We start from the raw sequence: 25,630 nt of genomic DNA, 5'->3' as shown, positions 1-25,630 counted from the left end.
AATAGCGGTTGACCAGCCGCCCCGTCGCCGATGTCGATACTGTTTTCCCGTGACCGAAAGTCAACAGGATTTCCGGCCGGTGGTCCGGCGTGCCAGAACGTCCGATGTCCCGGCGATCAAAAAGCTTGTCGACACCTATGCGGGGAAGATCCTGCTGGAGAAGAACCTGGTCACGCTTTACGAAGCGGTTCAGGAATTCTGGGTTGCCGAACACCCCGAAATCCAGGGCAACGTGATCGGCTGCGGGGCCCTGCACGTGTTGTGGTCGGACCTCGGTGAGGTCCGCACCGTCGCGGTGGATCCCGCTATGACCGGGCACGGCATCGGTCACGCGATTGTCGACCGGCTGCTCGAGGTGGCCCGGGAACTGCAGCTAGAGCGACTATTCGTGCTGACCTTCGAGACCGAATTCTTCACCGCGCACGGGTTCACCGAGATCGAGGGCACGCCGGTGACCGCGGAGGTGTTCGAAGAGATGTGCCGCTCCTACGACATCGGCGTCGCGGAGTTTCTGGATCTGAGCTACATCAAGCCCAACATCTTGGGCAACACCCGGATGCTGTTGGTGCTTTAAGCCGTCACCGATCAATCCTCGTCCGGCGCGTCGTCGGCCACCCCGCCCCTGATCAAGGCCAGCGTTCCGGCCAATTCATCGGGCTTGACCAGCACCTCGCGGGCCTTCGAGCCTTCGCTCGGCCCGACGATGTTGCGCGTCTCCATCAGGTCCATCAGTCGGCCGGCTTTGGCGAACCCGACCCGCAGCTTGCGCTGCAACATCGAGGTGGAGCCGAACTGACTGGACACCACCAACTCCACGGCCTGCAGCAGCACGTCCATGTCGTCACCGATGTCCGGGTCGACGTCGGTGCGCTCACCGGTGGGCTTGGCGTTGGTGACACCCTCGGTGTACTCGGGCTCCGCCTGATCCTTACACGCGGTTACAACGGCGTGGATCTCCTCGTCGGTGATGAACGCGCCCTGCAACCGGATCGGCTTGCCGGCGCCCATCGGCAGGAATAGGCCGTCACCCATACCGATCAGCTTTTCCGCGCCCGCCTGGTCCAGGATCACCCGGCTGTCGGTCAGTGAGGATGTGGCGAACGCCAGCCGGGACGGCACGTTGGTCTTGATCAAGCCGGTGACCACGTCGACCGAGGGCCGCTGGGTGGCCAGCACCAGATGGATGCCGGCGGCGCGGGCCTTCTGGGTGATCCGCACGATGGCTTCCTCGACGTCACGCGGCGCGGTCATCATCAGGTCGGCCAACTCGTCGACGATCGCAACGACATAGGGATAGGGCTTGTACACCCGCTGGCTGCCCAGTGGCGCGGTGATCGCTCCCGATCGCACCTTCTCGTTGAAGTCATCGATATGACGCACCCGGGACGCTTGCATGTCCTGGTAGCGCTGTTCCATCTCCTCGACCAGCCATGCGAGAGCGGCCGCCGCCTTCTTTGGCTGCGTGATGATCGGGGTGATCAGGTGCGGAATGCCTTCGTAAGGGGTCAGTTCCACCATCTTCGGGTCGATCAGGATCATCCTGACCTCTTCCGGGGTGGCCCGGGTCAGCAGGGAGATCAGCATGGAGTTGACGAAGCTGGACTTTCCGGACCCGGTGGAACCGGCGACCAGCAGGTGCGGCATCTTCGCCAGGTTGGCCGAGATGAAATCGCCCTCGATGTCTTTGCCCAGGCCGATCACCAGCGGGTGGTGGTCGCGGCGGGTCGTCGGAGCGGTGAGCACGTCGGCCAGCCGCACCATTTCGCGGTCGGTGTTGGGCACCTCGATGCCGACCGCCGACTTGCCGGGGATGGGAGCGAGCATCCGCACGCTCTCGGTGGCCACCGCGTAGGCGATGTTCTTCTGCAGCGCGGTGATCTTCTCCACCTTGACGCCGGGCCCAAGCTCGACCTCATACCGCGTGACGGTCGGACCGCGGGTGCAGCCGGTGACCGCCGCGTCGACCTTGAATTGGGTGAGCACATCCCCGATGGCGCCGGCCATGTGACTGTTGGCGGCGCTGCGCTTCTTGGGCGGATCTCCCGCCACCAACAGTTCCATCGATGGCAGTGCGTAGGGCCCCTCGACGACACGGTCGAGTACCAGGGTTTCCTGCTTCTCCGCCGGGGCGCTGCGGCCGGACTTTCCGGCCTTGCCGGCGCCGCGCGCGACGGCAGGTTCTGGAACGGTCGGCGCATCCGGCTCCCCGATTTCGCCGTCGGGCTCCGTGTTCGGCGAGGGCCAGGCCCGCAGTTCCGCGTCGGGCCGCAGCGGCACCTCGTCGTAGTAGCCGTCGGAGAAGTCCTCACGCGCGACTTCCACCGTGTCGGCATCATCACCGGCGAAATCCGAGTAGCCCTCGTAGTCATCGCCGTCGTCGAACTCGTCATCGAAGTACTCGCGCTGCAGCAGCCGGGTTCCGAACAGACCACGCAGCACATCGGGAACCTCGCGGATTGTGGTCCCGGTCAACAGCAATAGTCCAAACAGCGCCCCGATGAACAGCAACGGAGCGGCGATCCACACGGTCAGCCCGTCGGATAGCGGTCCACCGATCGTGAATCCGATGAACCCCGCGGCACGCTGGCGCAACTCCGGGGATTCCGGCGAACCCGCCCACAAGTGCCGCAAACCCAGGAAAGACAGCGCGATCAGGCTGGACCCGAGAATCAGCCGGGGCCTGGTGTCGGGGTTCGGCTCGGTGCGCATCAGCACTATCGCCGTGCCCGCAAGAACGATCGGGAGCAACACCACCGCCGAGCCGATGAACGTTCGCAGTACCGCATCCACCCACGCGCCGACCGGGCGGGCGGCGTCGAACCATGAACTCGCGGCGACGACCACCGCAATGCCCAGCACCACCAGCGCCACGCCGTCACGGCGATGCCCGGGTTCGATGTCACGAGCCCGCCCTATCGACCGCGCCGCCCCGCCGGTGCCCTTGGCCGCCATCATCCAGGTAGCGCGCATGGCTCGGCCGCCCGCGAGCCCGGCCACCTTGAACACGGACTGATTGCGCCGCGGGATCGGCTTGGCTACCCGCTTGGCCGGCTTGCCCGCCGGCTTTCTGGTCCCCTTCGCCGGCCTTGCCGGCCCGGCGGAGGCAGTAGCTCTCCCACCTCGGGAAGCGCCCCCTGAAGCGGCCTTTGACCTGCTCGTTCGGGCTCCGGAGCGCGCAGCGGTCTTACTAGCCATGCCAGCAAGACTAGTCGCAATTGCATCATCTGCACCACTTGCCACACTGGTAACGCAGGCTTCACCAGCATGTGCCCGCCTCGTTATCTTCGGGCCTGAGTAGGGTGGCCAAAGGTGACCAAAGTCATGCCCGGTCACACCACCAAAAACCCGCCGCAGTCTCCCCAGGAGGTCCCAGCATGCCCGTCGTCGTCGTCGCCACGCTGACCGTCAAGCCGGAGTCGGTCGACGCCGTCCGCGACATCCTCACCACGGCGGTCGAAGAGGTGCACGGCGAACCCGGCTGCCAGCTCTACTCGCTGCATCAAACGGGCGAAACCTTCGTTTTCATCGAACAGTGGGCCGACGCGGAGGCACTGACCGCCCATAGCACCGCGCCCGCGGTGGCCAAGATGTTCACCGCGGCCGGCGAACACCTGGCCGGGGCGCCGGACATCAAGATGCTGGCGCCGATCCCCGCGGGAGATCCCGACAAAGGTCAACTCCGTCAGTGATGAGCCGGCCACTGGACGGCCCACTGAGCGGCCGTGTTGCCTTCATCACCGGGGCGGCGCGCGGGCAGGGTCGCGCGCATGCGCTTCGACTGGCCCGCGACGGCGCAGATGTCATCGCGGTCGACCTGTGTGACCAGATCGCCAGCGTGCCGTATCCGCTGGGCACCGCCGAGGAATTGGCAACCACCGTCAAGCTCGTCGAGGACACCGGCGCCCGCATCGTGGCCAGCCAGGCCGACGTCCGGGATCGGGAAGCACTGGCCGCGGCGCTGCAAGCCGGGATCGACGAATTGGGCCAGGTCGACATTGTGGTGGCCAACGCCGGTATCGCACCGATGCAGTCCGGCGACGACGGCTGGCGTGACGTTATCGACGTCAACCTCAGCGGCGTCTACTACACGGTCGAGGTCGCGATACCGACCATGATCGAACAGGGCCGGGGCGGGTCGATCGTTCTGATCAGCTCGGCGGCCGGATTGGTTGGCATCAGCAGCGCGGACGCCGGCGCCATCGGCTACGCCGCCTCCAAACACGCGTTGGTCGGGTTGATGCGCGTATACGCGAACCTGCTTGCACCGCACAGCATCCGGGTCAACTCGCTACACCCATCCGGGGTGGATACCCCGATGATCAACAACGAGTTCATCCGGCGCTGGCTCGCCGACCTGGTCGCCGAGACCGGCTCCGGCCCCGGCGCGGGCAACGCGCTGCCGGTGCAGATCCTGCAAGCCGATGACATCGCCGGTGCGCTGGCCTGGCTGGTGTCCGACGAGGCCCGTTACATCACCGGCGTCGCCCTGCCGGTGGATGCCGGCTGTGTGAACAAGAGGTAGTTGATGACCCGAAATCCCGCTGCGCAGACCGCCTTCGGCCCGATGGTGCTGTCGGCTGTCGAACAGAACGAGCCCGCCGAGCACCGCCTGGTCGACGACGACCTGGCGGATCTGTTCCTGCCCAGACCGCTGCGGTGGCTGGTCAGCGCGACCCGGCCGGCCGGCATTCGGCGCCTCTTCATCCGCTGGTCGGAGTGGTCCGGCAGCGGGCTCTGGGTCAATCTGACCTGCCGCAAACGATTCATCGGCGACAAACTTGGCGAGGCGCTCGACGACGTCGATGCGGTGGCGATTCTGGGCGCCGGGCTGGACACCCGCGCCTACCGATTGACCCGCAAGGTGCGCATTCCGATCTTCGAGGTGGATCTGCCGGTCAACATCGCTCGCAAGGCCAAGACGGTGCGACGGGTGCTGGGCGAACTACCGTTGTCGGTTCGGCTGGTGGCGTTGGACTTTGAGCATGACGACCTGCTCACCGCATTGGCCGAACATGGCTACCTCACCGACTTCCGGGTGTTCTTCATCTGCGAGGGCGTCACCCAATACCTCACCGAAGAGACCGTCCGGCGGACCCTGGAGGGGCTGCGCGCGGCGGCACCGGGCAGTCGCCTGGTGTTCACCTACGTCCGCCGCGACTTCATCGACGGAACCAATCGCTACGGCACCCGGACCTTGTACCGCTCGGTGCGCCAACGGCGTCAACTGTGGCATTTCGGCTTGCTGCCCGACGAGGTCCCCGAGTTTCTTGCCGAATACGGCTGGCGGCTGGTGGAACAGGCGGGGCCCGACGAGCTCGTCCAGCGCTATGTCGAGCCGGCCGGCCGCAAGCTCAACGCATCTCAGATCGAATGGTCGGCCTACGCCGAAAAACTCTGAGCCGGGCCGGAAGCGGCCGGTCCTCAGACTTCGATGACCGTGGGCACGATCATCGGCTGCCGGCGGTAGGTCTCACCGACCCATTTTCCGACGGTGCGGCGCACCCCCTGCGCGATCCTGATCGGATCGGTGACGTTGGCGGCAACCAGAGATTCCAGCTCGGCTTCGACCTTGCGCACGGCGGGCTCCAGCGCCTTGGGGTCTTCGGAGAATCCACGCGAATGCAGATGCGGCACAGCCGCGGGACGCCCGGTGCCCCGGTGCACGACCACGGTCACCGCGATAAAACCCGACGACAGGATCAGCCGCTCGCCCAGGGTGATTTCGCCGACATCGCCGGTGATCAAACCGTCGACGAACATCTTGCCAACCGGGACGGCACCGGCGATCGAAGCCTTGCGCCCCACCAGATCGACGCTGACCCCGTTCTCCGCCAACAGGATTGACTCCGGCGCCACCCCGGCGCTGGCGGCCAGCTTGGCGTTGGCCCGAAGCATTCGCCAGGTTCCGTGCACCGGCATGACGTTGCGTGGTCGCACCCCGTTGTACAGGAACAACAGCTCACCGGCGTAGGCATGGCCGGAAACGTGCACCCGGGCTTGGGCGTTGGTGACCACCCTGGCGCCGATCTTGGAGAGCGAATCGATGACGCCGAAAACCGCTTCCTCGTTGCCGGGGATCAGCGACGACGACAAAACGATGAGATCACCGGCAGTCAGCGTGATGCTGCGGTGCTCACCGCGCGACATCCGCGACAACGCCGACATCGGTTCGCCCTGGGTGCCGGTGGTAATCAACAACACCTGTTCGGGCGGCATCATCTCGGCGGCACCGATGTCGATCACATCGGAATCGTCCACCCGCAGAAAGCCCAGTTCCCTGGCGATGCCCATGTTGCGCACCATGGAGCGCCCCACGAAGGAAACTCGCCGGCCCAGTGCCACCGCGGCGTCGATGATCTGCTGCACCCGGTCGACGTTTGAGGCGAAACACGCCACGATGACCCGACCGTCGGCACCCCTGATCAGCCGGTGCAGGGTGGGACCCACCTCACTTTCGGAGGGCCCGACACCGGGGATCTCGGAGTTGGTCGAATCACACAGGAACAGGTCAACACCGGCATCGCCGAGGCGCGACATGCCCGGCAAGTCGGTGGGGCGACCGTCGAGGGGCAGCTGATCAAGCTTGATATCACCGGTGTGCAGCACGGTTCCCGCGCCGGTGTAGACGGCGATCGCAAGGGCATCCGGCACGGAGTGGTTGACGGCGAAGTATTCGCACTCGAACACGCCGTGTCGACTGCTCTGCCCCTCTGCGACCTCGACGAACACCGGTTTGATCCGGTATTCGCGGCACTTGGCCGCAACCAGCGCCAGGGTGAACTTGGATCCGACGATGGGGATGTCCGGACGCAACCTGAGCAAGAACGGGATAGCCCCGATGTGGTCCTCGTGCGCGTGCGTGAGCACCAGCGCCTCGATGTCGTCCAGGCGGTCCTCGATATGGCGCAGGTCGGGCAGGATCAAATCGACGCCCGGCTCGTCGTGGGTCGGGAACAGCACGCCGCAGTCGATGATCAGCAGCCGCCCCAGATGCTCGAACACCGTCATGTTGCGGCCGATTTCGTTGATGCCGCCCAGCGCGGTGACCCGCAACCCCCCGGAAGCCAACGGCGCTGGTGGGGGAAGTTCTTCGTTCACCGTCGACTCACCCTGGGATTCACCGAAGCACGGAGGCCGCGCGCATGTCAGCGGCCAACACGTCGATTTGCTCAGCGGTGGCGGCGACCTGCGGCAGCCTCGGGTCACCGACCTCGATACCTTGCAGCCGCAAGCCGGCCTTGGACAGCGTCACCCCGCCCAGTCGGGTCATGGCGTTGCACAGCGGACTGACCGCGACGTTGATCTTGCGGGCGGTGGCGACGTCCCCGGAACTGAGTGCCGACAACATCTCCCGTAGCTGGCCAGCCGCCAGATGACCGATCACGCTGATGAAGCCGATGGCGCCCATGGCCAGCCAGGGCAGGTTGAGGGCGTCGTCGCCGGAGTAGTAGGCCAGTCCCGTGTCGGCCATGATCTGGGCACCGCTGGGCAGGTCCGCTTTGGCGTCCTTGACGCCGACGATGTTCGGGTGCTTTGCCAGGGCGCGGATTGTTTCGGACTCGATCGGCACCGCAGACCGCCCGGGGATGTCGTAGAGCAGCACGGGCAGCTCGGTCGCATCGGCCACCGCGGTGAAGTGCGCCAATAGCCCCGATTGTGGCGGCTTGGAGTAATACGGGGTCACCACCAACAGACCATGGGCGCCTTCGGCCGCAGCGGCCTTCGCCAGCCCAATGCTGTGCGCGGTGTCATTGGTGCCGGCCCCCGCAATCACCCGAGCCCGGTCGCCCACCGCTTCCAAGACGACTCTGAGCAGCTCACGCTTCTCGTCGTCGGTGGTGGTGGGCGACTCGCCGGTGGTACCGGAAACCACCAGTCCATCGCACCCCTGGTCCACCAGGTGATTAGCCAGTCGCGCCGCCGCGGCAAGATCAAGGGCGCCGTCGGAGCCGAATGGTGTCACCATCGCGGTCAGCAGTGTTCCCAGGCGTGCGGGAACGTCGAATCCGACGGTGCTCACGGTTCCCAAGATTACCTGGCGGCAGCAATCTTTTTTGCACCGGCGCAAGCGTGCGTGTTTGTCCGCCGACACGCCGCGAAGGCTGCCCAGATACGCACGCTCGCGCCAGGGCCGGACTCAGACCTCGGTGGCCAGCGGGCTGGTGGCGACCTCGCTGCCGTCGGCCAGGGTCGTGACCTCGAAGTCGGCGAACACCGCTGGCGCCACCGCGACGAGCTGACGCAGGCACTCGATGGCCAGCCGCCGGATCTCCACATCGGCATGCTCGCTGGCCCGCATGGCTATGAAGTGCCTCCACGCTCGGTAATTACCGCTGACCACGATCCGGGTTTCGGTCGCGTTGGGGAGCACGGCACGAGCGGCCTGGCGAGCCTGTTTGCGCCGCAGGACGGCGTTGGGCTGGTCAGCGAACCTGGCTTCCAGCTTGGTCAGCAGTTCGGTGTAGGTGGCACGGCTGGCGTCGGCGGCGGCGATCAGGATTTCGCGCAGCTCGGGATCGTCCTCCAACCCCGGCGGCACGACGACCCGCGAGTCACCTTCGGGCACGTAGCGCTGGGATAGCTGCGAGTAGGAGAAGTGGCGGTGCCGGATCAGCTCGTGGGTGCACGATCGCGAGATGCCGCTGATGTAGAACGACACACTGGCGTGCTCGAGCACGGCAAAGTGCCCGACGTCGATGATGTGGCGCAGGTAACCGGCGTTGGTCGCGGTCTTGGGGTTGGGCTTGGACCAGCTCTGGTAGCAGGCGCGGCCGGCGAACTCGACCAGCGCCTCGCCTCCATCGGCGTCGGTGGTCCAGGGCACGTCGGGGGGCGCCAAGAACTCGGTCTTGGCGATCAGCTGTACGCGTAGCGGCGCAGTCTCGGCCACGGCGCTCACCTTAAGGCGTGCCGAGCGGCGACGCGAGGAGGAGCTCTCCCCCACTGACGGCGACCTCGCCGGTGATCAATCCCGGTAGCAGCGCGTCGCGCAGCGCGGCCAGCTGCGCGCACTGGCCACGGCGGGCATGACACAACGCGCCCAGATCGGTGATCGTCGCGGACTGGGCGGCTCCCAAGCGCCGGACGTCTGGCACCTGAAGGTCGAGCAGGTCTTTGGGCCCGATGCGCTGGTGACTTCCCGATGTTCCGGCGACCAGCTGTGCCAGTGAGGTTGAGACTTCGGGCTGACGCAGCGCCGACCACAGCACCGAGGTATCCACCCCGAGCGGGCTCAATACGACGAACTCGCAGCTGGCCAGCGCCATCTGGGGCGGCAGGCGCACCACGTTCCAGATTCGCGGTACTCGGGGGTTCAGTTTCGCGAACAGCACACAGGGTTCGGACAAGTGGAATTTGACGCTTTTGACCGATGCCCCGGCAACCGGACGGGCGTGCGCCCCCGCATCAAAGGCGGGAAGGCTGAAATGGGCAACAACGTCGTCGAAGTCAGCGGGATTGACCAACTTCGTCGACCGGCGCGCCAGGCCCGACAGCGCGACGCGCGCATCGACCGACCCGACCATCGCGACCATCAGGGCCTCGGCGGCCTCGATGACCCGCTCGTTGTTGGCGATCTTGTCGTCCAGGGCGCCCAGCACCTCGGCGATTCGCCGACGCTCAGGTGCTTGGGCAACGTGGACCGAGACCTCGCGAAGAGTCCGCTGATTCAGCAACGGCTGTCCGGATCCCGCCCGGTGTTCATTGAGCCGGCACGTCTGCAGTGCGTAATACCAGTACCGGGTTTCCGCAGGGTCATTGGCACGGCAAACGTAGGCGTTATCGGTGACCCAGACATCGGAATCGCAGTAGCGCACACTGCCGCAATAGGATCCAACGCGCCCCACCACAATCAGCGGACCGCTGACGTTGTGTTCGGCCGCGAAGCCGATCGGCCCGTTCGCACCGTATACGGGAAACCGGCCCCGGGCGCGTCGCGGCGGAGAGCAACTGCCGCTGCGGAATTCGAGGTGCTCGCCGAGCCTCACCTCCACCGCACCCGCCCCAACTGCGCACGCACCGCCTCGTCCAGTTTTGTCGATTCATCCAGCGCGGCCAGCAACTGGGTGGTCAACCTTGTGAGTTTGTCGCCGATCGGTTCGCCGTCAGCACAGGACGCTCCAGTCCCCACATAGCGCCCCGGCGTGAGCACGTACCCCTCGGCGCGGATTTCATCCAACGATGCTGACCTGCAAAATCCCGGAATATCCTGGTAAACAGTACCTTTCGCGACGGCTGATGCGGATCCGAACCAGCCGTGATAGGTATCGCCGATGCGGGCTACGTCGTCATCGGTCAGGGTTCGCTCGCAGCGGTCCACCATGCTCCCGAGCCCGCGCGCGTCGATGAACAGCACCTGGCCCGAACGAGCTTTCTTGTCCTTGGCGAAGAACCACAGACACACCGGAATCCCGGTACTGCGAAACAGCTGCGTCGGCAGGGCGACCATGCATGAGACCAGGTCTGCATCAATGATTCCAGCGCGAATCCTGTCCTCTCCATTGGTTTTCGATGACATCGAGCCATTGGCCATCACCACCCCGGCCTGACCTGTCGGCGCGAGCTTGGACAGGATGTGCTGAATCCAGGCGAAATTCGCATTTGCGGCGGGCGGAGTGCCGAACCGCCAACGCGGGTCCTGTTCGTCGCGGGCCCAATCCTTGATGTTGAAGGGCGGATTGGCCATCACGTAGTCCATCGGCACGCCGTCGTGTTGGTCGGTGGCGAAGGTGTCGCCCCAACGCGCGCCCAGGCCCGCATCATCGATCCCATGGACGGCCAGGTTCATCTTTGCCATCCGCCAGGTCTGCTCGACGCTCTCCTGACCGTAGATCGATATCTGCGCGGGGTCCCCGTCGTGGGCGCAGATGAAGCGCTCGGTTTGCACGAACATCCCGCCCGATCCGCAGCACGGGTCATAGATCCGACCGCTCGAGGGTTCGAGAATCTCCACGATCACTCGAACGACGCTGGGTGGGGTGAAGAATTCGCCGCCGCGTCGTCCCTCCGCGCGCGCGAAGTTGCCGAGGAAGTATTCGTACACCTCACCCATCAGGTCACGCGCGCGGTGGCTTGGCCGGCCACTGAATCGCGCCGCGCCGAGCACCTCGACCAGTTCGCCGAGCCGCCGCTGATCGACCTTGTGATACAGCTGCGGCAGGGTCGCGGCCAGCGACGGATTGGCCGTCATTACCGACAGCATCGCCGTGTCGATGAGCTGGCCGATGTCCGGTGATTTCGCATTGCCGGCCAACGCTTCCCAGCGCGCTGCCGGGGGCACCACGAATGGCTTGCGCTCGTCTCGGGCATCGGAAACGAACTTGAGAAAGACCAGGCCGAGAATGACGTCTTTGTACTGGCTGGCCGGAATGGACCCGCGCAGCTTCTCGGCGCCTTTCCAGAGCGTGTCTTTGAGCTCTTTCATCGTCGACGGTGCCATCAGCCGGTCCGCCTGACGGCGATCGCCAGCTCCCCGGCCAGATCACCCCGTCCGGACACGCTGATCCCGCTCAATCCCAGCCACGGCGCCATCGACGCCAACTCACCGGCGAGTGCCGCGGCGACCCGCGGCCCCGATGCGTCGGGTTCGGCGAACGCGCCCACCACCAGCAGGGTGTCGGTGGAACGGTCGGCCTTGAGGTCCACCCGTCCCACCAGCTGCCCGTCCAGCAGCAGCGGCCAGACGTAGTAGCCGTATTGGCGTTGGGCGGCCGGGGTGTAGATCTCGATGCGGTAGTGAAAGTCGAACAGGCGCTGCACCCGGGGCCGGAAAAAGATCAGCGGGTCAAACGGACACAACAGTGCGGTGCCGCGATCACGTCGTGGCAGGGATCGGCCCGCCCGCAGATATGCCGGGGCCGACCAACCCTGCACCTGCACCGGCTCGACCTCACCGGCGGCTACCAGATCGGCGAGCGCGGGCTTAACCTGCTGCGCGGACAGCCGGAAGTAGTCGCGGATGTCGGCCTCGGTCCCCACCCCCAGCGCGGAGGCCGCCCGCAATATGAGTTCGCGAACCGCCTCGTCATCGTCGACCTGCCGGGCCAGCACTTCGGGCGGCAACACCCTTTCCACCAGGTCGTAGTGACGAGCGAAGCCCAACCGGGTGGCGGTGGTGAGCACGCCGGACGCGAACAACGCCTCGGCAACCCATTTGGTGTCGCTGCGATTCCACCAGGGCCCCTTGCCCCCGCGCGGCTCCGCTGCCAGGTGAGCTTCGATCTGTCCCGCGCTGGACGGGCCGAGTTCGGCAACGGCGGCAACGACGTCGTCCACCAGGCGCGGGTTGGCCTTGACGATCTCGGTGCCCCACCTGCCGTGCCGGTACTGCCGCATCCGCCAGCGCAGCAACGGCCAGTCATCGACGGCCATCAGCGCGGCCTCGTGCGCCCAGTATTCGGCGAGCAGCCGCGACGAGGGCGGGCCCCACGCGACCCGGTCGAGCACCTCCCGGTCGTAGGGCCCGAGCCGACTGAACACCGGCGCGTAGTGGGCGCGCACCGCCACCGACACCGAATCCAGCTGCAGCACCTGGATCCGGGAGATCAGCCGCCTCAGGTGTGCCTTGTTGATCCGGCCGGCCGGCTTGGGTTCGGCGAACCCCTGTGCGGCGACCGCCACCCGGCGGGCCTGGGCAACGGTCAAGGTGCTCATAGTCGGCGGTAGCTGTGCATCCGGTATCGCAGTCCCGAGCGGCTGACCAGCCACTCCCCCGAGGTGCCAGCCCAGGTCTGGTCGAGCACGGGGGCCAGGGCGTCCTCGTCCTCGGGCGGTAAGTCGACGTCGACCTCGGTGACTTCACACCTGTTCGCCAGGGGCAGCGCCAGCGCGTAGATCTGGGCACCACCGATCACCCATGTCTCGGCATCCGGCTCGGCCGGACACAACGCCTGCTCGAGGGAACCCACCACCTGCGCTCCGTGCGCCACCAGACCAGTCTGGCGGGTCACTACGACATTTCGCCGGCCCGGCAGTGGCCGGTTGGCGGCGGGCAGGGAGTCCCAGGTCCGGCGGCCCATCACCACGGCGTGCCCCATGGTGAGCCGTTTGAAGTGCGCGAGATCCTCGGGCAGTCGCCACGGGATGCCGCCATCACGGCCGATGACCCCGGAGGTGGACTGAGCCCAGATCAGGCCCACCGACGTCATCTGCGCCTCATACAGCGACGGGAGCTTTGATCGCGGGATGGGGATCATAATCCTGCACGACGACGTCCTCGTAAGTGTAGTCGAAGATCGAATCCCGTTGCGACAAGCTTAGTTTCGGATAGGGCCGGGGCTCGCGACGCAGTTGCTCGGCGACCTGTTCGACGTGGTTGTCATAGATGTGGCAATCGCCGCCAGTCCAGATGAACTCGCCGACCGAAAGACCGGCCTGAGCGGCCATCATGTGGGTGAGCAGGGCGTAGCTGGCGATGTTGAAGGGCACCCCCAGAAACAGGTCGGCACTGCGCTGATACAGCTGGCAGCTCAGGCGGCCGTCGGCGACGTAGAACTGGAAGAAGGCGTGACACGGCGGCAGCGCCATTTGCGGGATCTGGCCGACATTCCAGGCCGACACGATGATGCGCCGCGAATCGGGGTCGGTACGCAGCAGTTCCAATGCGGCACTGATCTGGTCGATGTGCTCACCCGACGGAGTCGGCCAGGATCGCCACTGAACTCCGTAGATTGGGCCGAGATCGCCTGTTTCGCCGGCCCATTCGTCCCAGATGGTCACACCGTGCTGCTGCAACCAGCCCACGTTGGAGTCGCCGCGCAGAAACCACAGCAACTCATAAACGACCGACTTGAAGTGCACCTTCTTGGTGGTCAGCAAGGGGAAACCGCAACCGAGGTCGTACCGGATCTGCTGGCCGAACAGGCTGCGGGTCCCGGTGCCGGTGCGGTCGGATTTGGCGGTGCCCGTTTCGAGCACCCTGCGCAACAGATCCTCGTAAGGCGTCGCGATCGGCACGCGGTCAGCTTAGCGGTGATCGCGAGCCCAACGAAGCCAGGCACGGCGCGACGGCGCCGCCGAAGCTCGGGCGATCTACCAGGAGTAGAACGGGTGCCATGCCGATAATCAGTGACAGCGTCTCCACTCCCGACGGCACCTGCCCGGTCCGTTTGTTCACTCCTGCCGGCCCGGGTCCCTGGCCAGGCGTGATCATGTTTCCCGACGCCGGCGGGGTGCGCGAGACCTTCGAGCAGATGGCGGCCACATTGGCCGGCCACGGCTACGTCGTGCTGCTGCCCGATGTGTACTACCGCGAGGGCGATTGGACGCCGTTCGCCATGGAAACGGTGTTCGGCGACGCGGACGAGCGCGCTCGACTCATGTTCATGCTCGGAACCCTGACGCCGGACCGGGTCACCCGCGACGCGGGCGCATACTTCGACTACCTGGCCACTCGCCCGCAGGTGAGCGGCGAGCGTTTCGGTGTATGCGGCTACTGCATGGGTGGGCGGATCTCGGTGCTGCTGGCCGGCCGGCAGCCGGACCGGGTGGCCGCCGCGGCGTCCTTTCACGGCGGTGGCCTGGTGACCGACAATCCCGACAGCCCGCATCTGTTGGCCGACCGGATGACCGCCAGGCTGTATGTGGGCGGCGCCCAAAACGACCCGTCGTTCACCACCGACCACGCCGAACAATTGGCGAAGGCGCTGACGGCTGCGGGTGTCGAGCACACCATCGAGTGGTACCCGGGCGCGCACGGGTTCGCGGTTCCCGATAACCCGCCCTACGACGAAGCCTGCGCGCAGCGGCACTGGACCGCGATGACCGACCTGTTCGCCGCGACGCTGTCCCGCTAGGCCCCCGGCCCCGCCGCAGGATTCAGCTCACCGGGAGGTTGACCAGCTTGGCCAGTCGACCGCGGTGGCGATACGCGGTGCCGAGCGCCAACTGGTCACTCTTGGCTCGCTTCAGGTAGAGATGGGCCGGATATTCCCAGGTCATCCCGATGCCGCCATGTAGTTGCACACACTCCTCGGCGGCGTGCACCGCGACATCACCGCAGTAGGCCGCGGCGATCGCCGCCGCAATCGCCGCGTCCTCATCACCGCGAGCACAGGTGTCGGCGCCGTAGCGGGCCGCGGCCCGCGCTGAGCCGACTTCCAGCCACAGGTCCGCCAGCCGGTGTTTGATCGCTTGATAGGAACCGATGGCACGGCCGAACTGTTTGCGCTGCTTCGTGTAAGCCAGCGTGGTGTCAAAGCACCACTGCGCAATCCCGAGCTGCTCGGAGGCCAGCAGCGCGGCACCTGTCTGCAACGCCTCAGCCAGCGCGGCCTCCGCCGAGCCGAGACCGACCGGTGCGGACGCGGCCCCCGAAAACACAACGTCGGCAAGGGGTCTGGTCATATCGAAGGCCAGCAACGGCACTATCTCGACGCCGGGCGCATTGGCGCGCACCGTATGCAGTTCCACTCCGTCGGCCCCGGCGACCGGCACCACCAGCACGTCGGCCTCCCGGGCACCCGCCACGCCGCAGACTCGCCCGGACAGCCCGGCGCTGCCACGACTCACCCCGGCAACGGGGTCACCCGGCGCCGTGGCCAACGGCACCACCAGGGCCGCGGTGAGCTCACCCTGCGCCAGCTCCGAGAGGGTCTCGGTCTCCCCGGAATGCAGCAACGCGACGGTGCCCAGTACCGCACTGGACAGGAACGGGACCGGCGCTACCGCCCGGCCGACTTCCTCCATGACTACCGCCGCCTCGCGCGCGCTGGCGCCGGCCCCACCAAGGGACTCGGGCACCAGCAAACCCGCGACCCCGAGCTCGGCGGCCAGCGTGCGCCACAGCTTGGCGAAATCCGCCGGAGGCGAGTCGTAGGCGGCCACCACCGATTCGGGTGGGCAGCGCTCGGCGAACAACTGCCCAACGCTGGCCCGCAGCGCCTCCTCGGTGTCGGAGTACAGCAAGTCCCCGGTGCTCATCGGTCCAGGTCCTTCCAGGCGAGGGTCTTGTCCACGCGGTGTTCGCCGGGCAATCCCAGGACCCGCTCGGAGATGGTGTTGCGCAGGATTTCTGAGGTGCCTCCCTCGATCGAGTTACCGCGAGCCCGCAGGTAGCGGTAACCGGGCCCGCGTCCGGTGAGATCAACCGTGTCGGGTCTGCGCAGCGTCCAGTCGTCGTACTGCAGACCGGATTCGGGGTGTAATTCCAGTTCGAAGCCCGAGATCTGTTGCGCGAGCCGGGCAAACGCCACCTTCATGCCCGCCCCCTCCGGCCCGGGCTGACCCGAGGCGGCCTGCTGGCGCAGCCGTTCACCGGCCAGCCGCAGCACCTCCGCCTCGACCCACAGCCGCATCATGTCGTCGTGCATCGCCGGGTTGCGCAGTGCCGGTTCGGCGCGCCACGCTTCGGTGACCTTGCCGATCATGCCGCCCTCCCGCGGGACACCGGTTCGGGAGCCGATAGCGACGCGCTCGTTGTTGAGAGTGGTGGTCGCCACCCGCCAGCCACCGCCTTCGGGACCAAGCCGGTTCGCGTCGGGCACCCGGATGTCAGTCAGGAACACCTCGTTGAACTCCGCTTCGCCGGTGATCTGGCGCAGTGGCCGGATGTCGATCCCCGGTTGGGTCATGTCGCACAGGAAATAGGTCAGACCGGCGTGTTTGGGCACGTCGGGGTCGGTTCGCGCGACCAGGATCGCCATTTGCGCATGTTGCGCCATCGACGTCCATACCTTTTGCCCGTTGACAATCCAGTCCTGGGGGCGGTGTGGATCGCGAACGGCGCGGGTTGCCGCGGCGGCCAAGTCGGATCCGGCCCCGGGCTCGCTGAACAACTGGCAGTAGAGATGCTCTCCGGTGAACAACGGGCGCAAGAACTTCTGTTTCTGCTCCGCGGTGCCGAACGCGGCAATGGTCGGTGCCGCCATGCCGATGCCGATGATGTTTCGCCCGCCGCCGGCCGGCGGTGCACCGGCGGCGGCCAGCTGCTTGTCGACCTGCGCCTGGTAGGTGTGCGGCAGGTCGAGCCCGCCGAACCCGACCGGAAAATGCACCCAGGCCAGCCCGGCGTCAAATCGTGCACCGAGAAACTCGCGCGGGTCACTGGTGGCCGGGGGGTGCGCGTCGAGCAGAGTCTGGACCCGCGATTGCAGGTCGTCGGCGGCCGTCACGAGGCGCTGCCCGGCCGGGACTGGAAACCCGCCGCGCTGCCGAGCAGCAGACCGCCGTCAATCACCATGGTCTCGCCGGTGATCCAGCTCGCCGCGTCCGACACCAAAAAGCCGACGGCTTCGGCGACATCCACCGGTTCCCCGATCCGTCCGAGCGCGATGTTGGCCGCCAGCGGGTCCTCGTGGTCTTTCCACAGCGCTTCGGCGAGCTTGGTGCGCACCACACCGGGGCAGATCGCATTGACGCGCACCCGCGGTGAAAGTTCCAGCGCGAGCTGCTTGGTCACATGGATCAGGGCGGCCTTGGTGGCGTTGTACATCCCCATGGCCGGCGATTGGTGCATTCCGCCGATCGAGGCGGTATTGATCACGACGCCGCCGTGTTCGCCCATCCAGGCCTTGACCACCAGCGAGGTCCACATCAGCGGGGCCCACAGGTTGACATCGAAAATCTTGGTGAACCGGGCATGGTCCTGCTCGATCAGCGGACCGTAGGCCGGGTTGGTTCCCGCGTTGTTGATCAGGATGTCCACGCTGCCGAAGCGCTCGAGCGCGAGGTCGACGCACCCTCGCGCGGCCTCCTCATCGACCGCGTGAGCGCCGACGCCCACCGCCCGCTCACCCACCTCAGCGGCGGCGGCGTCGGCGGACTCCTGCTTGCGCGCGGTGAGCACCACGTTGGCGCCCGCGCCGGCGAGACGTTGTGCGATGGCCAACCCGATACCCCTTGAGGCTCCGGTGATTATCGCGGTGCGGCCGGTCAGATCCAGTGAGGTCATCGTGGTGTGCCTTCGGTTGTCGGTGAGCCGGACTCAGTCAATAACATCGTTGACGGGCACCTGTTGCACTCAATCCCTGCTGCCATGTTTCGGGCAGGCGCGCGCGTGGTATGCGATAAGGATGTTAGCGAAATCACACCTCATCAAACCACTGGTGGTGGCTGGGGCTGTCGCTACTGCGATCGCCGCAGCACCGGTTGTCACAGCCGATGCCGTCGCGGCGGCCGGCCCGGCAGCGACCACCACAGCAATCACTTTCCTCGCCACCGAACAGCCCGGCGGCAGCGGCTGCGACAGCAACGGCAACTGCGGATCCGGAGGGGTCAACGGTGGCCCCGGCGGCGGACCGGGCGGCCAAGGCTGCATCCCCGGCGTCGGTTGCGGCTCCGGAGGCCAGTTCTCCGGACCCGGTGGCGTGCCGGGCGGCCAGGGCTGCATCCCCGGCGTCGGTTGCGGCTCCGGCCACGGATAACTAGCCGCGCGAACCGTCAGCGTCCCGGCAGTCTGGTGATCCAGGCCCGGGACTCTGCCGGGTCTATCACGTCATCCAGTTCGAATGTGGTGGCCGACCGTAGCGCTTTGCCGTGTTGGTAGGCGGCCTGAACAAGACGATCGAAGAGTTCTTGGCGCTCGATGTCGTCGGCGGCCGCCGCGAGTTCTTTACTAAAGCCAAGGCGGACCGCCCCTTCCAAGCCCATGCCGCCGATCTCCCCGGTGGGCCAGGCGATGGTGAATTCGGGGGCATGAAAGGAGCCGCCGGCCATCGCCATGGCTCCCAGCCCATATCCCTTGCGCAAGATGATCATTCCGAGCGGCACCGTCAACCGTGCGCCGGCCAGAAACATCCGGCCGAACCGGCGGACCGAGGCTTGCGTTTCCGCGTCTGGCCCAACCATGAACCCGGGCGTGTCACACAGTGAGATCACCGGCAACCGAAACGATTCGCAGAGCATGAGGAAGTCGGTCGCCTTGTCCGATGCTTCGGCATCGATGGCACCACCGAGGTGGTGACTGCTATTGGCGATCAACCCGTAGGCAACACCCTCGATCCGAACGAGTGCGGTGACGATGCCCACCCCATAGTCGGCGCGCAACTCCAATACCGAACCGACGTCCACAATGGACTCGATCGCACGGTGAACATCGTAGGCGCGCAACCGATTCTCCGGCACCACCTGGCGGGCCAACCGCGGATCCGGCGCCTGCCAACCCTCGACCTTGCCCTGGAAGTAGCCGAGATACCGTTTGGCAAGCGACACCGCATGGGCTTCGTCGCGGGCGACCAGACTTACCACGCCGTTTCGTCGTTGAACGTCGATCGGGCCGATCGCCTCCGGGGGGTACACCCCGAGCCCACCGCCCTCGATCATTGCGGGACCACCCATCCCGATGTTGGCGTCCGGGGTCGCAATGATCACGTCGCATACTCCGGCGAGTGCGGCATTGCCGGCGAAGCAGCGGCCGGAAACGATCGACACCAACGGCACCCGCCCGCTGAGTCCGGCCAGCATGCGGAAGGTCGGCACATCGAGTCCGGAAATGTTGCCGAGGTCGGTGTCCCCCGGCCGGCCACCACCGCCCTCGGCAAACAGCACGACCGGAATCCGTTTTCGAGCGGCCAGTCCGAAGACACGATCGGTCTTGGCGTGGTTGCGCATGCCTTGGGTTCCGGCCAGCACGGTGTAGTCATAGGACACCACCACCGCCTCGGCGGCGTTGTTTCCGAAGCGATCCGCCCCGATGGTTGCCAGCCCGGCCACCAGGCCGTCGGCCGGAGTGCTCACGATCAGGTCTCCCTCGGAGCGCCGGCTGCGTTGCGCCGCGATCGCCAGTGCACCGTATTCGACGAAGCTTCCGGCATCCACCAGGTCGGCGATGTTCTCCCGCGCCGTGCGTCGGCCTTGCTTGTGCCGCTTGCCGACGGCGAGTTCCCTGCCCTCGTCCAGAGCCAGCCGGTGGCGCGCCCGGACCTCCTCGAGATCGGCCCGCGAGCGATCCAGATCGACTGCCGCCAAAGATGATTCGACGTCTTCTCCAGCATCGGTACGGCTGAAGACTACTAGCGGGTCGCCCGTCGCAACGACCTGACCGGGCGTCACCAGTATCCGGACCGTGTGAAGCCGATCCGGCGCCGCCAGCACATGCTGCATTTTCATCGCTTCCAGAACCACCAGTTGGTCACCGGCGCCGATATCGACGCCCTCGGGCGGAACCTCGACGACGGTGCCCGCCATTTGGGCGCGCAACGCCTGTTCACCGGGGTACAACTCGAGGGCCACCACACGGACCTCGCGCTGCTGTGACTGCGCCTCCTCTACCAGCGCCGGGAGTATCTCGTCGAGGAAGGTCGTCGGCACCACTCCGGACACAAGACGGTCATCCGAGAGCACTTCTCGCAACAGACCGGCGTTGGTCGCGATGCCCTCAATGCTGAAATCGGACAACACGGTCCGGGCCTTGCGCAACGCTGCCGGAAACGAAGAACCGTGTACGTGGGTGATCACCTTGGCCAGCAGCGAGTCGTAGAGCGGGCTGGGGACCAGGCCTGTCCGGCCATAGGTATCGACCCGCACGCCCGGACCGCTTGGCGGCGAGAACACGTTCAGGGTGCCGGTAGCGGGCGAGACCGAGCCGTCAGCGGCGAGGGTCTCCATGTTGATCCGGGTCTGGATGGCGATCCCGCGGCGCACGGCGGGCTCGCCGATGACTTCACTGCCGTCAGAGGCGATACCGGCGGGTAGTCCGAGCTGATGACCCAGTTCGTAGTAGGAGGCGCCGCCGGCGATCGCCAACTGTGCGGCCACCAGGTCCACCCCGGTGACCTCTTCGGTGATGGTGTGTTCCACCTGAATTCGCGGATTGATCTCGAGAAAAACGAACTTGTCCCCCGCAACCAAGAATTCGACCGTGGCGACCCCGCGCAGGCCTACCCTGGCGCACAACCGCGCGGCGGCCTGATGCAGCTGACGCCGCAGCAGGTCCGAAAGTTGCTGGGCTGGCGCTATTTCAACCAGCTTCTGGTAGCGCCGCTGGATACTGCAGTCCCGGTCCCCAAGAGCCAGGGCACGTGTTTGGTGCCCGACGGGGGCGGCGACCACCTGGACCTCGATGTGGCGCGCGTTGTGCAGCAACGCCTCAGCGAACAGCGCGGGACTGCCGAATCCGAGTTGCGCTTCGGCCGCGCACTGCCGGTATGCGTTGTCGATCTGGTCACCGCACTCGACCTTGCGCATTCCGCGGCCTCCACCGCCGGCCAGCGCCTTGATCATGATGCCGCCATCCTGGTCAGCGAAGAAGGCACGGACGTCCTCGACGCTGCTCGGCCCTTCGGTCGCGGCCAATACCGGCACTCCGGCGGCAGTCGCGACGCCACGGGCAGAGGCCTTGTTGCCCACCAGGTCCAGTACGTCGGCGTCCGGCCCGACAAACGTGTATCCCGCGGCCGTGCAGGCCCACACAAATTCGGAGTTCTCGCTGAGAAATCCGTAGCCGGGATGGATCAGGCGGGCCCCGGCCTTCGCGGCCGCCGCGAGGATCGCCGCTCGGTCCAGGTAGGCGGATGCGCCCTTGCCAGGCAAACCGATCGCCTCATCGGCAGCGTGCACGTGTGGGGTCTCGGCGTCGTCTTCGGCATACACCGCCACCGTCGCGATTCCCAATTCATTTGCCGTGCGGATGATTCGCAGCGCAATCTCACCGCGGTTCGCGATTAGCAGAGTCATGAGTCCCGTCGGTTTTTCAGGTCAGTGGGGATCAAACGACAACCTGCTTGGGCATGACGGTGGGTTTGAATCCATAGCGTGGCCCGGCAAAGCCCCCGCCCTTGCCTGCCACTGCCATTCCCGGTCCACCCGGCATCGCCGCTATTGGCCCGGCTTCCTCGGGTACGGCCCAGCCGCTGCCGTCCAGCGCCGTGGTGCCAGAGGTCAGCGCGGGCGCGGCGCTGGACCAACCGACCGGAACCGACAACTTGCCCACCCCAGCGGCCTGCCCCAGACCCGCCTCAACGCCGGCCCCACCGAGGCTCAACGGCGCCACCGCATGCCTTAGGCCCGCCGCGGGCGCGAGGGCTGGGGCAAGATCGGCAGCCACGGGCGCGCCCGCGGTCTCGATGGCGTTGAGGGTGTGGCCGAGGAAGACCGAATTGGGGATGGCCGCCATGACGAACCATGCCGCGGTGTTGACCGCACCGTTGATGGCGTTCTGCAGGAAGGGTGTCCCCAGCACGCTGCTGATGTCCTGAACCAGGGTGCTCAGCCCGGTCGCATCGACCAGTGATGCCGCCGGGGATGCCAGACCCATGACCGCCCCTGGCACGTTGGTGATCAGATTGCCCAGGCCCACCTGCTCGACGGTGGTGGCCGCGGCGGCCTGGCTCACGGCGGCCGCCTGGCTCGCCAGCCCGGCCGGGTTGGCGATCTGCGCGGGCGTGGTCAAAGGATTCAGCGTGCCGGCGGCCGCCGAGGACGCCGCGTACCCGTACATCGCCAACGCGTCCTGCGCCCACATCTCGCCGTACTGGGCCTCGGTGGCCGCGATGGCGGGCGTGTTCTGGCCCAGGATGTTCGTCGATACCAGCATCGCCAACTGCGCCCGGTTGGCCGCCACTGCGGCCGGGGGAACCGTCGCGGCAAACGCCGCCTCAAACGCGGCCGCCGATGCCGTGGCTTGCGCACCTGCGTGTGCCGCGGATTCCGCCGTATAGGTCAGCCACGCCAGGTACGGCTGAACCGCGACCGCCATCGACGTGGATGCCGGCCCCATCCATTGTTCGGTGGTCAGCTGGGTGACCACCGATTCGAAGGAGGCGGCCGTGGTACCCAACTCGACGGCCAGCCGGTTCCACGCCGCCGCCGCGGCCATCATTGGTGTCGCACCCGCGCCCGCGTACATGCGTGTGGAGTTGATCTCAGGTGGTAAAGCTCCGAAATCCATTTTTCCTATCCCCTGATTATCCGAAATTCGGCGTTCTTGGTTGCTGGCAGTGGTCTAGTTATTCGTTTGCTAGACGGCCGCCGGTTTTGGCATGACGATGGGTTTGACGCCGTAGCGTGGGGCGCCGAATCCCGCGCTATTGCGAGTAGCCGCGGCCAGTCCCGGCATTCCGGGAATGACGGTTCCCGGCGCTGCTTGTGGCGCCGGAACCGTCCAGCCCGCGCCCCGCAGGGCGCCGGCACTCGTACTGGAGACCAAGGTCGCCTGCCCGGCCCAACTGGGCGACGCGGATGCCGCGGACATGGCCGACACCCCGCCCACACCGGCCACGATCGGGGCCTCGCCGAGTGAGGCGGCCCCGGCCGCCGCAGCGGCGGATTCCGCGCTGCCGGCGGCTTGCGCGACATCGCCTTCGGCAGCCTGAACCGCGGCCGGAAGCAAGCCGCCACCAGCCAGCGCGAGCAAGTCCGACGAAGCCGAGGCCCAGTTCCCCGCCCCGATATTCACGATGTTCGCGATGTCTGATGCGGGCGTCGATGCGCCGAGCGCGTCGATGATCCCCGACAACGGAGAGGCGGCCGCCGACGAATTGGCCGTCTCTGCGGCCGCATAGGTGCCAGCGCTGACCCCGAGCGTTCTGACGAACATGTCGTAGAGGGTCGCCGCCTCGGCGCTGACCTGCTGATACAGGGTTCCGTAGGCGGTGAACAGTGACGCCTGCAGCGCCGACACCTCGTCTGCTGCCGCGGGAATGACTCCGGTCGTGGTCGGAGCCACGGCGGCCACGTTCTCCGCATCCATCGTCGCACCGATGGTCTCCAGCTTGCCCGCCGCTGCGGCCAGCTCTTCGGGCTGTGTAGTCAGAAAAGACATCTATTGCTCCTTCCTTGTGAAACATTCCGGCTCAGTGCCGCGACCGAATTTCCTGTACATTTGCTGAACACTTTCTGATTATTTTCTGATTGGCTCCTGTGCACTGAGATAAGGCTAGTGATATGCACCCCCGCACTTCCGGCCCAAAGACGCAAGGCGAGGAATCCATTTACGGTTTCTTAACGCCGACGCCGACAGCGCTAACACTGTCCATTCGAGCGTGTCACCTTGGCACGGCCGACCGCACCGAATTGAGCCTTGTGGCGAAAAAATTTCTGCGGGCCGTGCGCGCGCGTCAGTCACCGCAAGGCCGCGCCCCACTGGATCTGCTCGCGAAGCTTGGCCTTGAGCAGCTTGCCTCCGGCGTTGCGCGGCAACGGATTGGTCACCACGGTCACGTATTGCGGGACTTTGAAGTCCGCGAGCTGGGCCCGACAGTGTTGCAGCACCGCGGCCACATCGATCGGGTCGGCGCCCCCGAACAGCACCGCTCCGACCTTCTCCCCCATCACCTCGTCGGGCACGGCCAACACACACGCGTCGGCGATGCTGGGCGCGGACAACAACACGGATTCGACCTCGACACTCGAGACGTTCTCCCCACCCCGGTTGATGATGTCTTTGAGTCGATCGATGACGTGCACCCGACCCGCATCGTCGACGCGGACCACGTCACCGGTATGCAACCAGCCGTCCACGATCGTCGCCGACGTGGCCTCCGGCCGATTCCAGTAGCCCGCCGTCACATTGGCGCCACGCACCACCAGCTCGCCTACCAGCCCACCTGGACCGGTCCCGCCGTCGCGCAACGGAATTACCCCCAGGTCCACCGAAGGAACCGCATATCCGACCGAATCGGCGTGCTCGACGGCCTCCGGGTCGGGCAGCACGGTCATCAGCGAGGCGGACTCCGTCATGCCGTATCCATTCAACACCGTGGCCCGCGGAAACGCTTCCTTCACCCGCCGCACCAGCGACGGCGCTATCGGCGCACCCCCGTAGCAGACCTGGCGGACTCCCGAAACATCGGCAGCGCCAAAATCCTTGTGCCGCAGCAGTAAAGAATACACCGCCGGGACGGTCACCAGGAGCGAGATCCGCTCTGCGAGAAGCGTTACGAGCGCCTGGTCAAGGTCGAGTGCAGGCAGGATCACCGCGACGCCGCCAAGCCGGGCGGCCGTCAACAGCTGTGAGTTGCAGCCTGTCACATGAAACAACGGCACCGTGATCAGGGTGCGCAGTTGCTCACCGAGATCCGTTGCCAATCCGAGACATCTGAGCCCGTTCTCGGTGTTGGTCAGGAACGCCTCGTGAGTCGTTGGCACGCCCTTGGGGTGTCCGGTGGTGCCCGACGTGTAGAACAGCGCTGCGACATCACGCGGGCCGAGTTGCTCGGTGAGATACGGATCGCCATCGGGCAGCGCGTCCTGTGGTGCCAGGTCGATGCGTGCCCCGCAGTCGTTTAGCACGAATTCGACCTCGGGGCGGGCCGAGCGTGTGTTGACCGCAACCGCGATTCCCCCGGCCATCAGTACCCCCCAAAATGCCAGCACCCAATTGATGCCCGCCGGGTATCGCACGGCCACCCGGTCACCTGGTTTCAGGCCGTCGGCCCGCAGCCCTCCGGCCACTCGCGATGCGCGGCACCACAACTGGCGGTAGGTCAACCGGTCGCCACCGACTTCGATCACCGCCATGGCGTCGGGACGGCTGTCGAACTGCTCGGCGAGCATTTCCAGCAGGGTGGCCGGCAGTTCGTCGTAGCGCGCGACACCGTTGCGATCGACGCAAACCCCTAGCCGCGGGAACGGGTTGTGGTCGCGGGAGATTTCGATGACCGAACTCATATCCCAATCCTTTTGCTACTACATCAGCGCTCACCGGTGTCGTTGTTGCCCCATATCAACAAACGGTAGGAGCGGCCGGCTGCGTAGT

22 protein-coding genes are annotated in these 25,630 nt (G+C 66.3%); 6 read left to right on the top strand and 16 right to left on the bottom strand.

Annotation, left to right across the window (positions count from 1 at the left end; genetic code table 11):
• Positions 1-49: 49 nt before the first annotated feature.
• Positions 50-574 carry an amino-acid N-acetyltransferase gene (locus CCUG20998_RS09415; RefSeq protein ID WP_011741175.1) on the top strand — a complete coding sequence of 175 codons (525 nt, stop codon included), beginning with the start codon at positions 50-52 and terminating at the stop codon, positions 572-574.
• Positions 575-585: 11 nt separating this feature from the next.
• Here the strand turns inward: CCUG20998_RS09415 and CCUG20998_RS09410 are convergent, their stop codons facing one another.
• Positions 586-3,195, bottom strand: coding sequence for a DNA translocase FtsK 4TM domain-containing protein (locus CCUG20998_RS09410; protein WP_051173346.1), 2,610 nt, complete (start codon positions 3,193-3,195; stop codon positions 586-588).
• A gap of 179 nt (positions 3,196-3,374) precedes the next feature.
• Here CCUG20998_RS09410 and CCUG20998_RS09405 point away from each other — a divergent pair, with 179 nt between their 5' ends.
• The 3 genes from CCUG20998_RS09405 to CCUG20998_RS09395 are packed head-to-tail and all read left to right on the top strand — an operon-like array spanning position 3,375 to position 5,398.
• On the top strand, positions 3,375-3,689 hold the full coding sequence (locus CCUG20998_RS09405) for a putative quinol monooxygenase (protein WP_020724793.1): 315 nt from the start codon (positions 3,375-3,377) through the stop codon (positions 3,687-3,689).
• Complete coding sequence (locus CCUG20998_RS09400; protein WP_036455461.1) at positions 3,689-4,522, top strand: mycofactocin-coupled SDR family oxidoreductase; 834 nt, start codon at positions 3,689-3,691, stop codon at positions 4,520-4,522. The genes CCUG20998_RS09405 and CCUG20998_RS09400 overlap by 1 nt, the downstream gene beginning before the upstream one ends.
• 3 nt (positions 4,523-4,525) lie before the next feature.
• On the top strand, positions 4,526-5,398 hold the full coding sequence (locus tag CCUG20998_RS09395; RefSeq protein WP_015355302.1) for an SAM-dependent methyltransferase: 873 nt from the start codon (positions 4,526-4,528) through the stop codon (positions 5,396-5,398).
• Between the two features lie 23 nt (positions 5,399-5,421).
• Here CCUG20998_RS09395 and CCUG20998_RS09390 read toward each other — a convergent pair whose 3' ends face one another.
• From CCUG20998_RS09390 to CCUG20998_RS09355, 8 genes are all read right to left on the bottom strand, one after another.
• Complete coding sequence (locus CCUG20998_RS09390) at positions 5,422-7,098, bottom strand: ribonuclease J (RefSeq protein ID WP_012393752.1); 1,677 nt, start codon at positions 7,096-7,098, stop codon at positions 5,422-5,424.
• Between the two features lie 19 nt (positions 7,099-7,117).
• On the bottom strand, positions 7,118-8,020 hold the full coding sequence (dapA, locus tag CCUG20998_RS09385) for a 4-hydroxy-tetrahydrodipicolinate synthase (protein ID WP_020728372.1): 903 nt from the start codon (positions 8,018-8,020) through the stop codon (positions 7,118-7,120).
• 117 nt (positions 8,021-8,137) lie between these two features.
• On the bottom strand, positions 8,138-8,890 hold the full coding sequence (thyX, locus tag CCUG20998_RS09380; RefSeq protein WP_012393751.1) for an FAD-dependent thymidylate synthase: 753 nt from the start codon (positions 8,888-8,890) through the stop codon (positions 8,138-8,140).
• Positions 8,891-8,900: 10 nt separating this feature from the next.
• Complete coding sequence (locus CCUG20998_RS09375; protein WP_020728371.1) at positions 8,901-9,992, bottom strand: restriction endonuclease subunit S; 1,092 nt, start codon at positions 9,990-9,992, stop codon at positions 8,901-8,903.
• Positions 9,983-11,437 (bottom strand): class I SAM-dependent DNA methyltransferase, encoded by a 1,455-nt coding sequence (locus CCUG20998_RS09370; protein WP_020728370.1) that lies wholly within the window; start codon positions 11,435-11,437, stop codon positions 9,983-9,985. Before CCUG20998_RS09370 ends, CCUG20998_RS09375 begins: the two co-directional genes overlap by 10 nt.
• Positions 11,437-12,651 (bottom strand): winged helix-turn-helix domain-containing protein, encoded by a 1,215-nt coding sequence (locus CCUG20998_RS09365; protein ID WP_020728369.1) that lies wholly within the window; start codon positions 12,649-12,651, stop codon positions 11,437-11,439. Before CCUG20998_RS09365 ends, CCUG20998_RS09370 begins: the two co-directional genes overlap by 1 nt.
• Complete coding sequence (locus CCUG20998_RS09360; RefSeq protein WP_020728368.1) at positions 12,648-13,145, bottom strand: dihydrofolate reductase; 498 nt, start codon at positions 13,143-13,145, stop codon at positions 12,648-12,650. Before CCUG20998_RS09360 ends, CCUG20998_RS09365 begins: the two co-directional genes overlap by 4 nt.
• 7 nt (positions 13,146-13,152) lie before the next feature.
• The gene (locus tag CCUG20998_RS09355; RefSeq protein WP_020728367.1) at positions 13,153-13,953 is read right to left on the bottom strand and encodes a thymidylate synthase; all 801 of its coding nucleotides are present in this window, start codon (positions 13,951-13,953) and stop codon (positions 13,153-13,155) included.
• Between the two features lie 98 nt (positions 13,954-14,051).
• On the opposite strand from CCUG20998_RS09355, the gene CCUG20998_RS09350 reads away from it, so the two are divergent.
• Positions 14,052-14,792, top strand: a complete 741-nt coding sequence (locus tag CCUG20998_RS09350; RefSeq protein WP_038579293.1) for an alpha/beta fold hydrolase — start codon at positions 14,052-14,054, stop codon at positions 14,790-14,792.
• A 22-nt stretch (positions 14,793-14,814) separates the two neighbouring features.
• Here the strand turns inward: CCUG20998_RS09350 and CCUG20998_RS09345 are convergent, their stop codons facing one another.
• From CCUG20998_RS09345 to CCUG20998_RS09335, 3 genes are read right to left on the bottom strand one after another with little or no spacing between them, the layout of a single operon-like run.
• On the bottom strand, positions 14,815-15,918 hold the full coding sequence (locus CCUG20998_RS09345) for an acyl-CoA dehydrogenase family protein (RefSeq protein WP_020728364.1): 1,104 nt from the start codon (positions 15,916-15,918) through the stop codon (positions 14,815-14,817).
• A complete protein-coding gene (locus tag CCUG20998_RS09340; RefSeq protein ID WP_020724787.1) occupies positions 15,915-17,108 on the bottom strand; it encodes an acyl-CoA dehydrogenase family protein in 1,194 nt (397 codons plus the stop codon). Before CCUG20998_RS09340 ends, CCUG20998_RS09345 begins: the two co-directional genes overlap by 4 nt.
• Entirely contained in the window at positions 17,105-17,887 is a 783-nt protein-coding gene (locus tag CCUG20998_RS09335) for an SDR family oxidoreductase (RefSeq protein ID WP_012393743.1), read from the bottom strand. Before CCUG20998_RS09335 ends, CCUG20998_RS09340 begins: the two co-directional genes overlap by 4 nt.
• 142 nt (positions 17,888-18,029) lie before the next feature.
• Here CCUG20998_RS09335 and CCUG20998_RS09330 point away from each other — a divergent pair, with 142 nt between their 5' ends.
• Positions 18,030-18,359 carry a PE-PGRS family protein gene (locus tag CCUG20998_RS09330; protein ID WP_172607273.1) on the top strand — a complete coding sequence of 110 codons (330 nt, stop codon included), beginning with the start codon at positions 18,030-18,032 and terminating at the stop codon, positions 18,357-18,359.
• A gap of 16 nt (positions 18,360-18,375) precedes the next feature.
• Here CCUG20998_RS09330 and CCUG20998_RS09325 read toward each other — a convergent pair whose 3' ends face one another.
• The 4 genes from CCUG20998_RS09325 to CCUG20998_RS09310 form a co-directional block, all read right to left on the bottom strand.
• The gene (locus CCUG20998_RS09325) at positions 18,376-21,609 is read right to left on the bottom strand and encodes an acetyl-CoA carboxylase family protein (RefSeq protein WP_020728362.1); all 3,234 of its coding nucleotides are present in this window, start codon (positions 21,607-21,609) and stop codon (positions 18,376-18,378) included.
• 31 nt (positions 21,610-21,640) lie between these two features.
• Positions 21,641-22,822 carry a PPE family protein gene (locus CCUG20998_RS09320; RefSeq protein WP_036455459.1) on the bottom strand — a complete coding sequence of 394 codons (1,182 nt, stop codon included), beginning with the start codon at positions 22,820-22,822 and terminating at the stop codon, positions 21,641-21,643.
• 69 nt (positions 22,823-22,891) lie between these two features.
• Positions 22,892-23,695 carry a PPE family protein, SVP subgroup gene (locus tag CCUG20998_RS09315; RefSeq protein ID WP_012393739.1) on the bottom strand — a complete coding sequence of 268 codons (804 nt, stop codon included), beginning with the start codon at positions 23,693-23,695 and terminating at the stop codon, positions 22,892-22,894.
• A gap of 299 nt (positions 23,696-23,994) precedes the next feature.
• Positions 23,995-25,542, bottom strand: a complete 1,548-nt coding sequence (locus tag CCUG20998_RS09310) for a class I adenylate-forming enzyme family protein (protein ID WP_020728360.1) — start codon at positions 25,540-25,542, stop codon at positions 23,995-23,997.
• Between the last annotated feature and the right edge of the window lie 88 nt (positions 25,543-25,630).

Origin of the sequence: Mycobacterium marinum, from assembly GCF_003391395.1 — a bacterium.
GTDB lineage: Bacteria > Actinomycetota > Actinomycetes > Mycobacteriales > Mycobacteriaceae > Mycobacterium > Mycobacterium marinum.
Note: the sequence above shows the minus strand (reverse complement) of the source record. Positions and strands in the feature narration are given on the sequence as shown.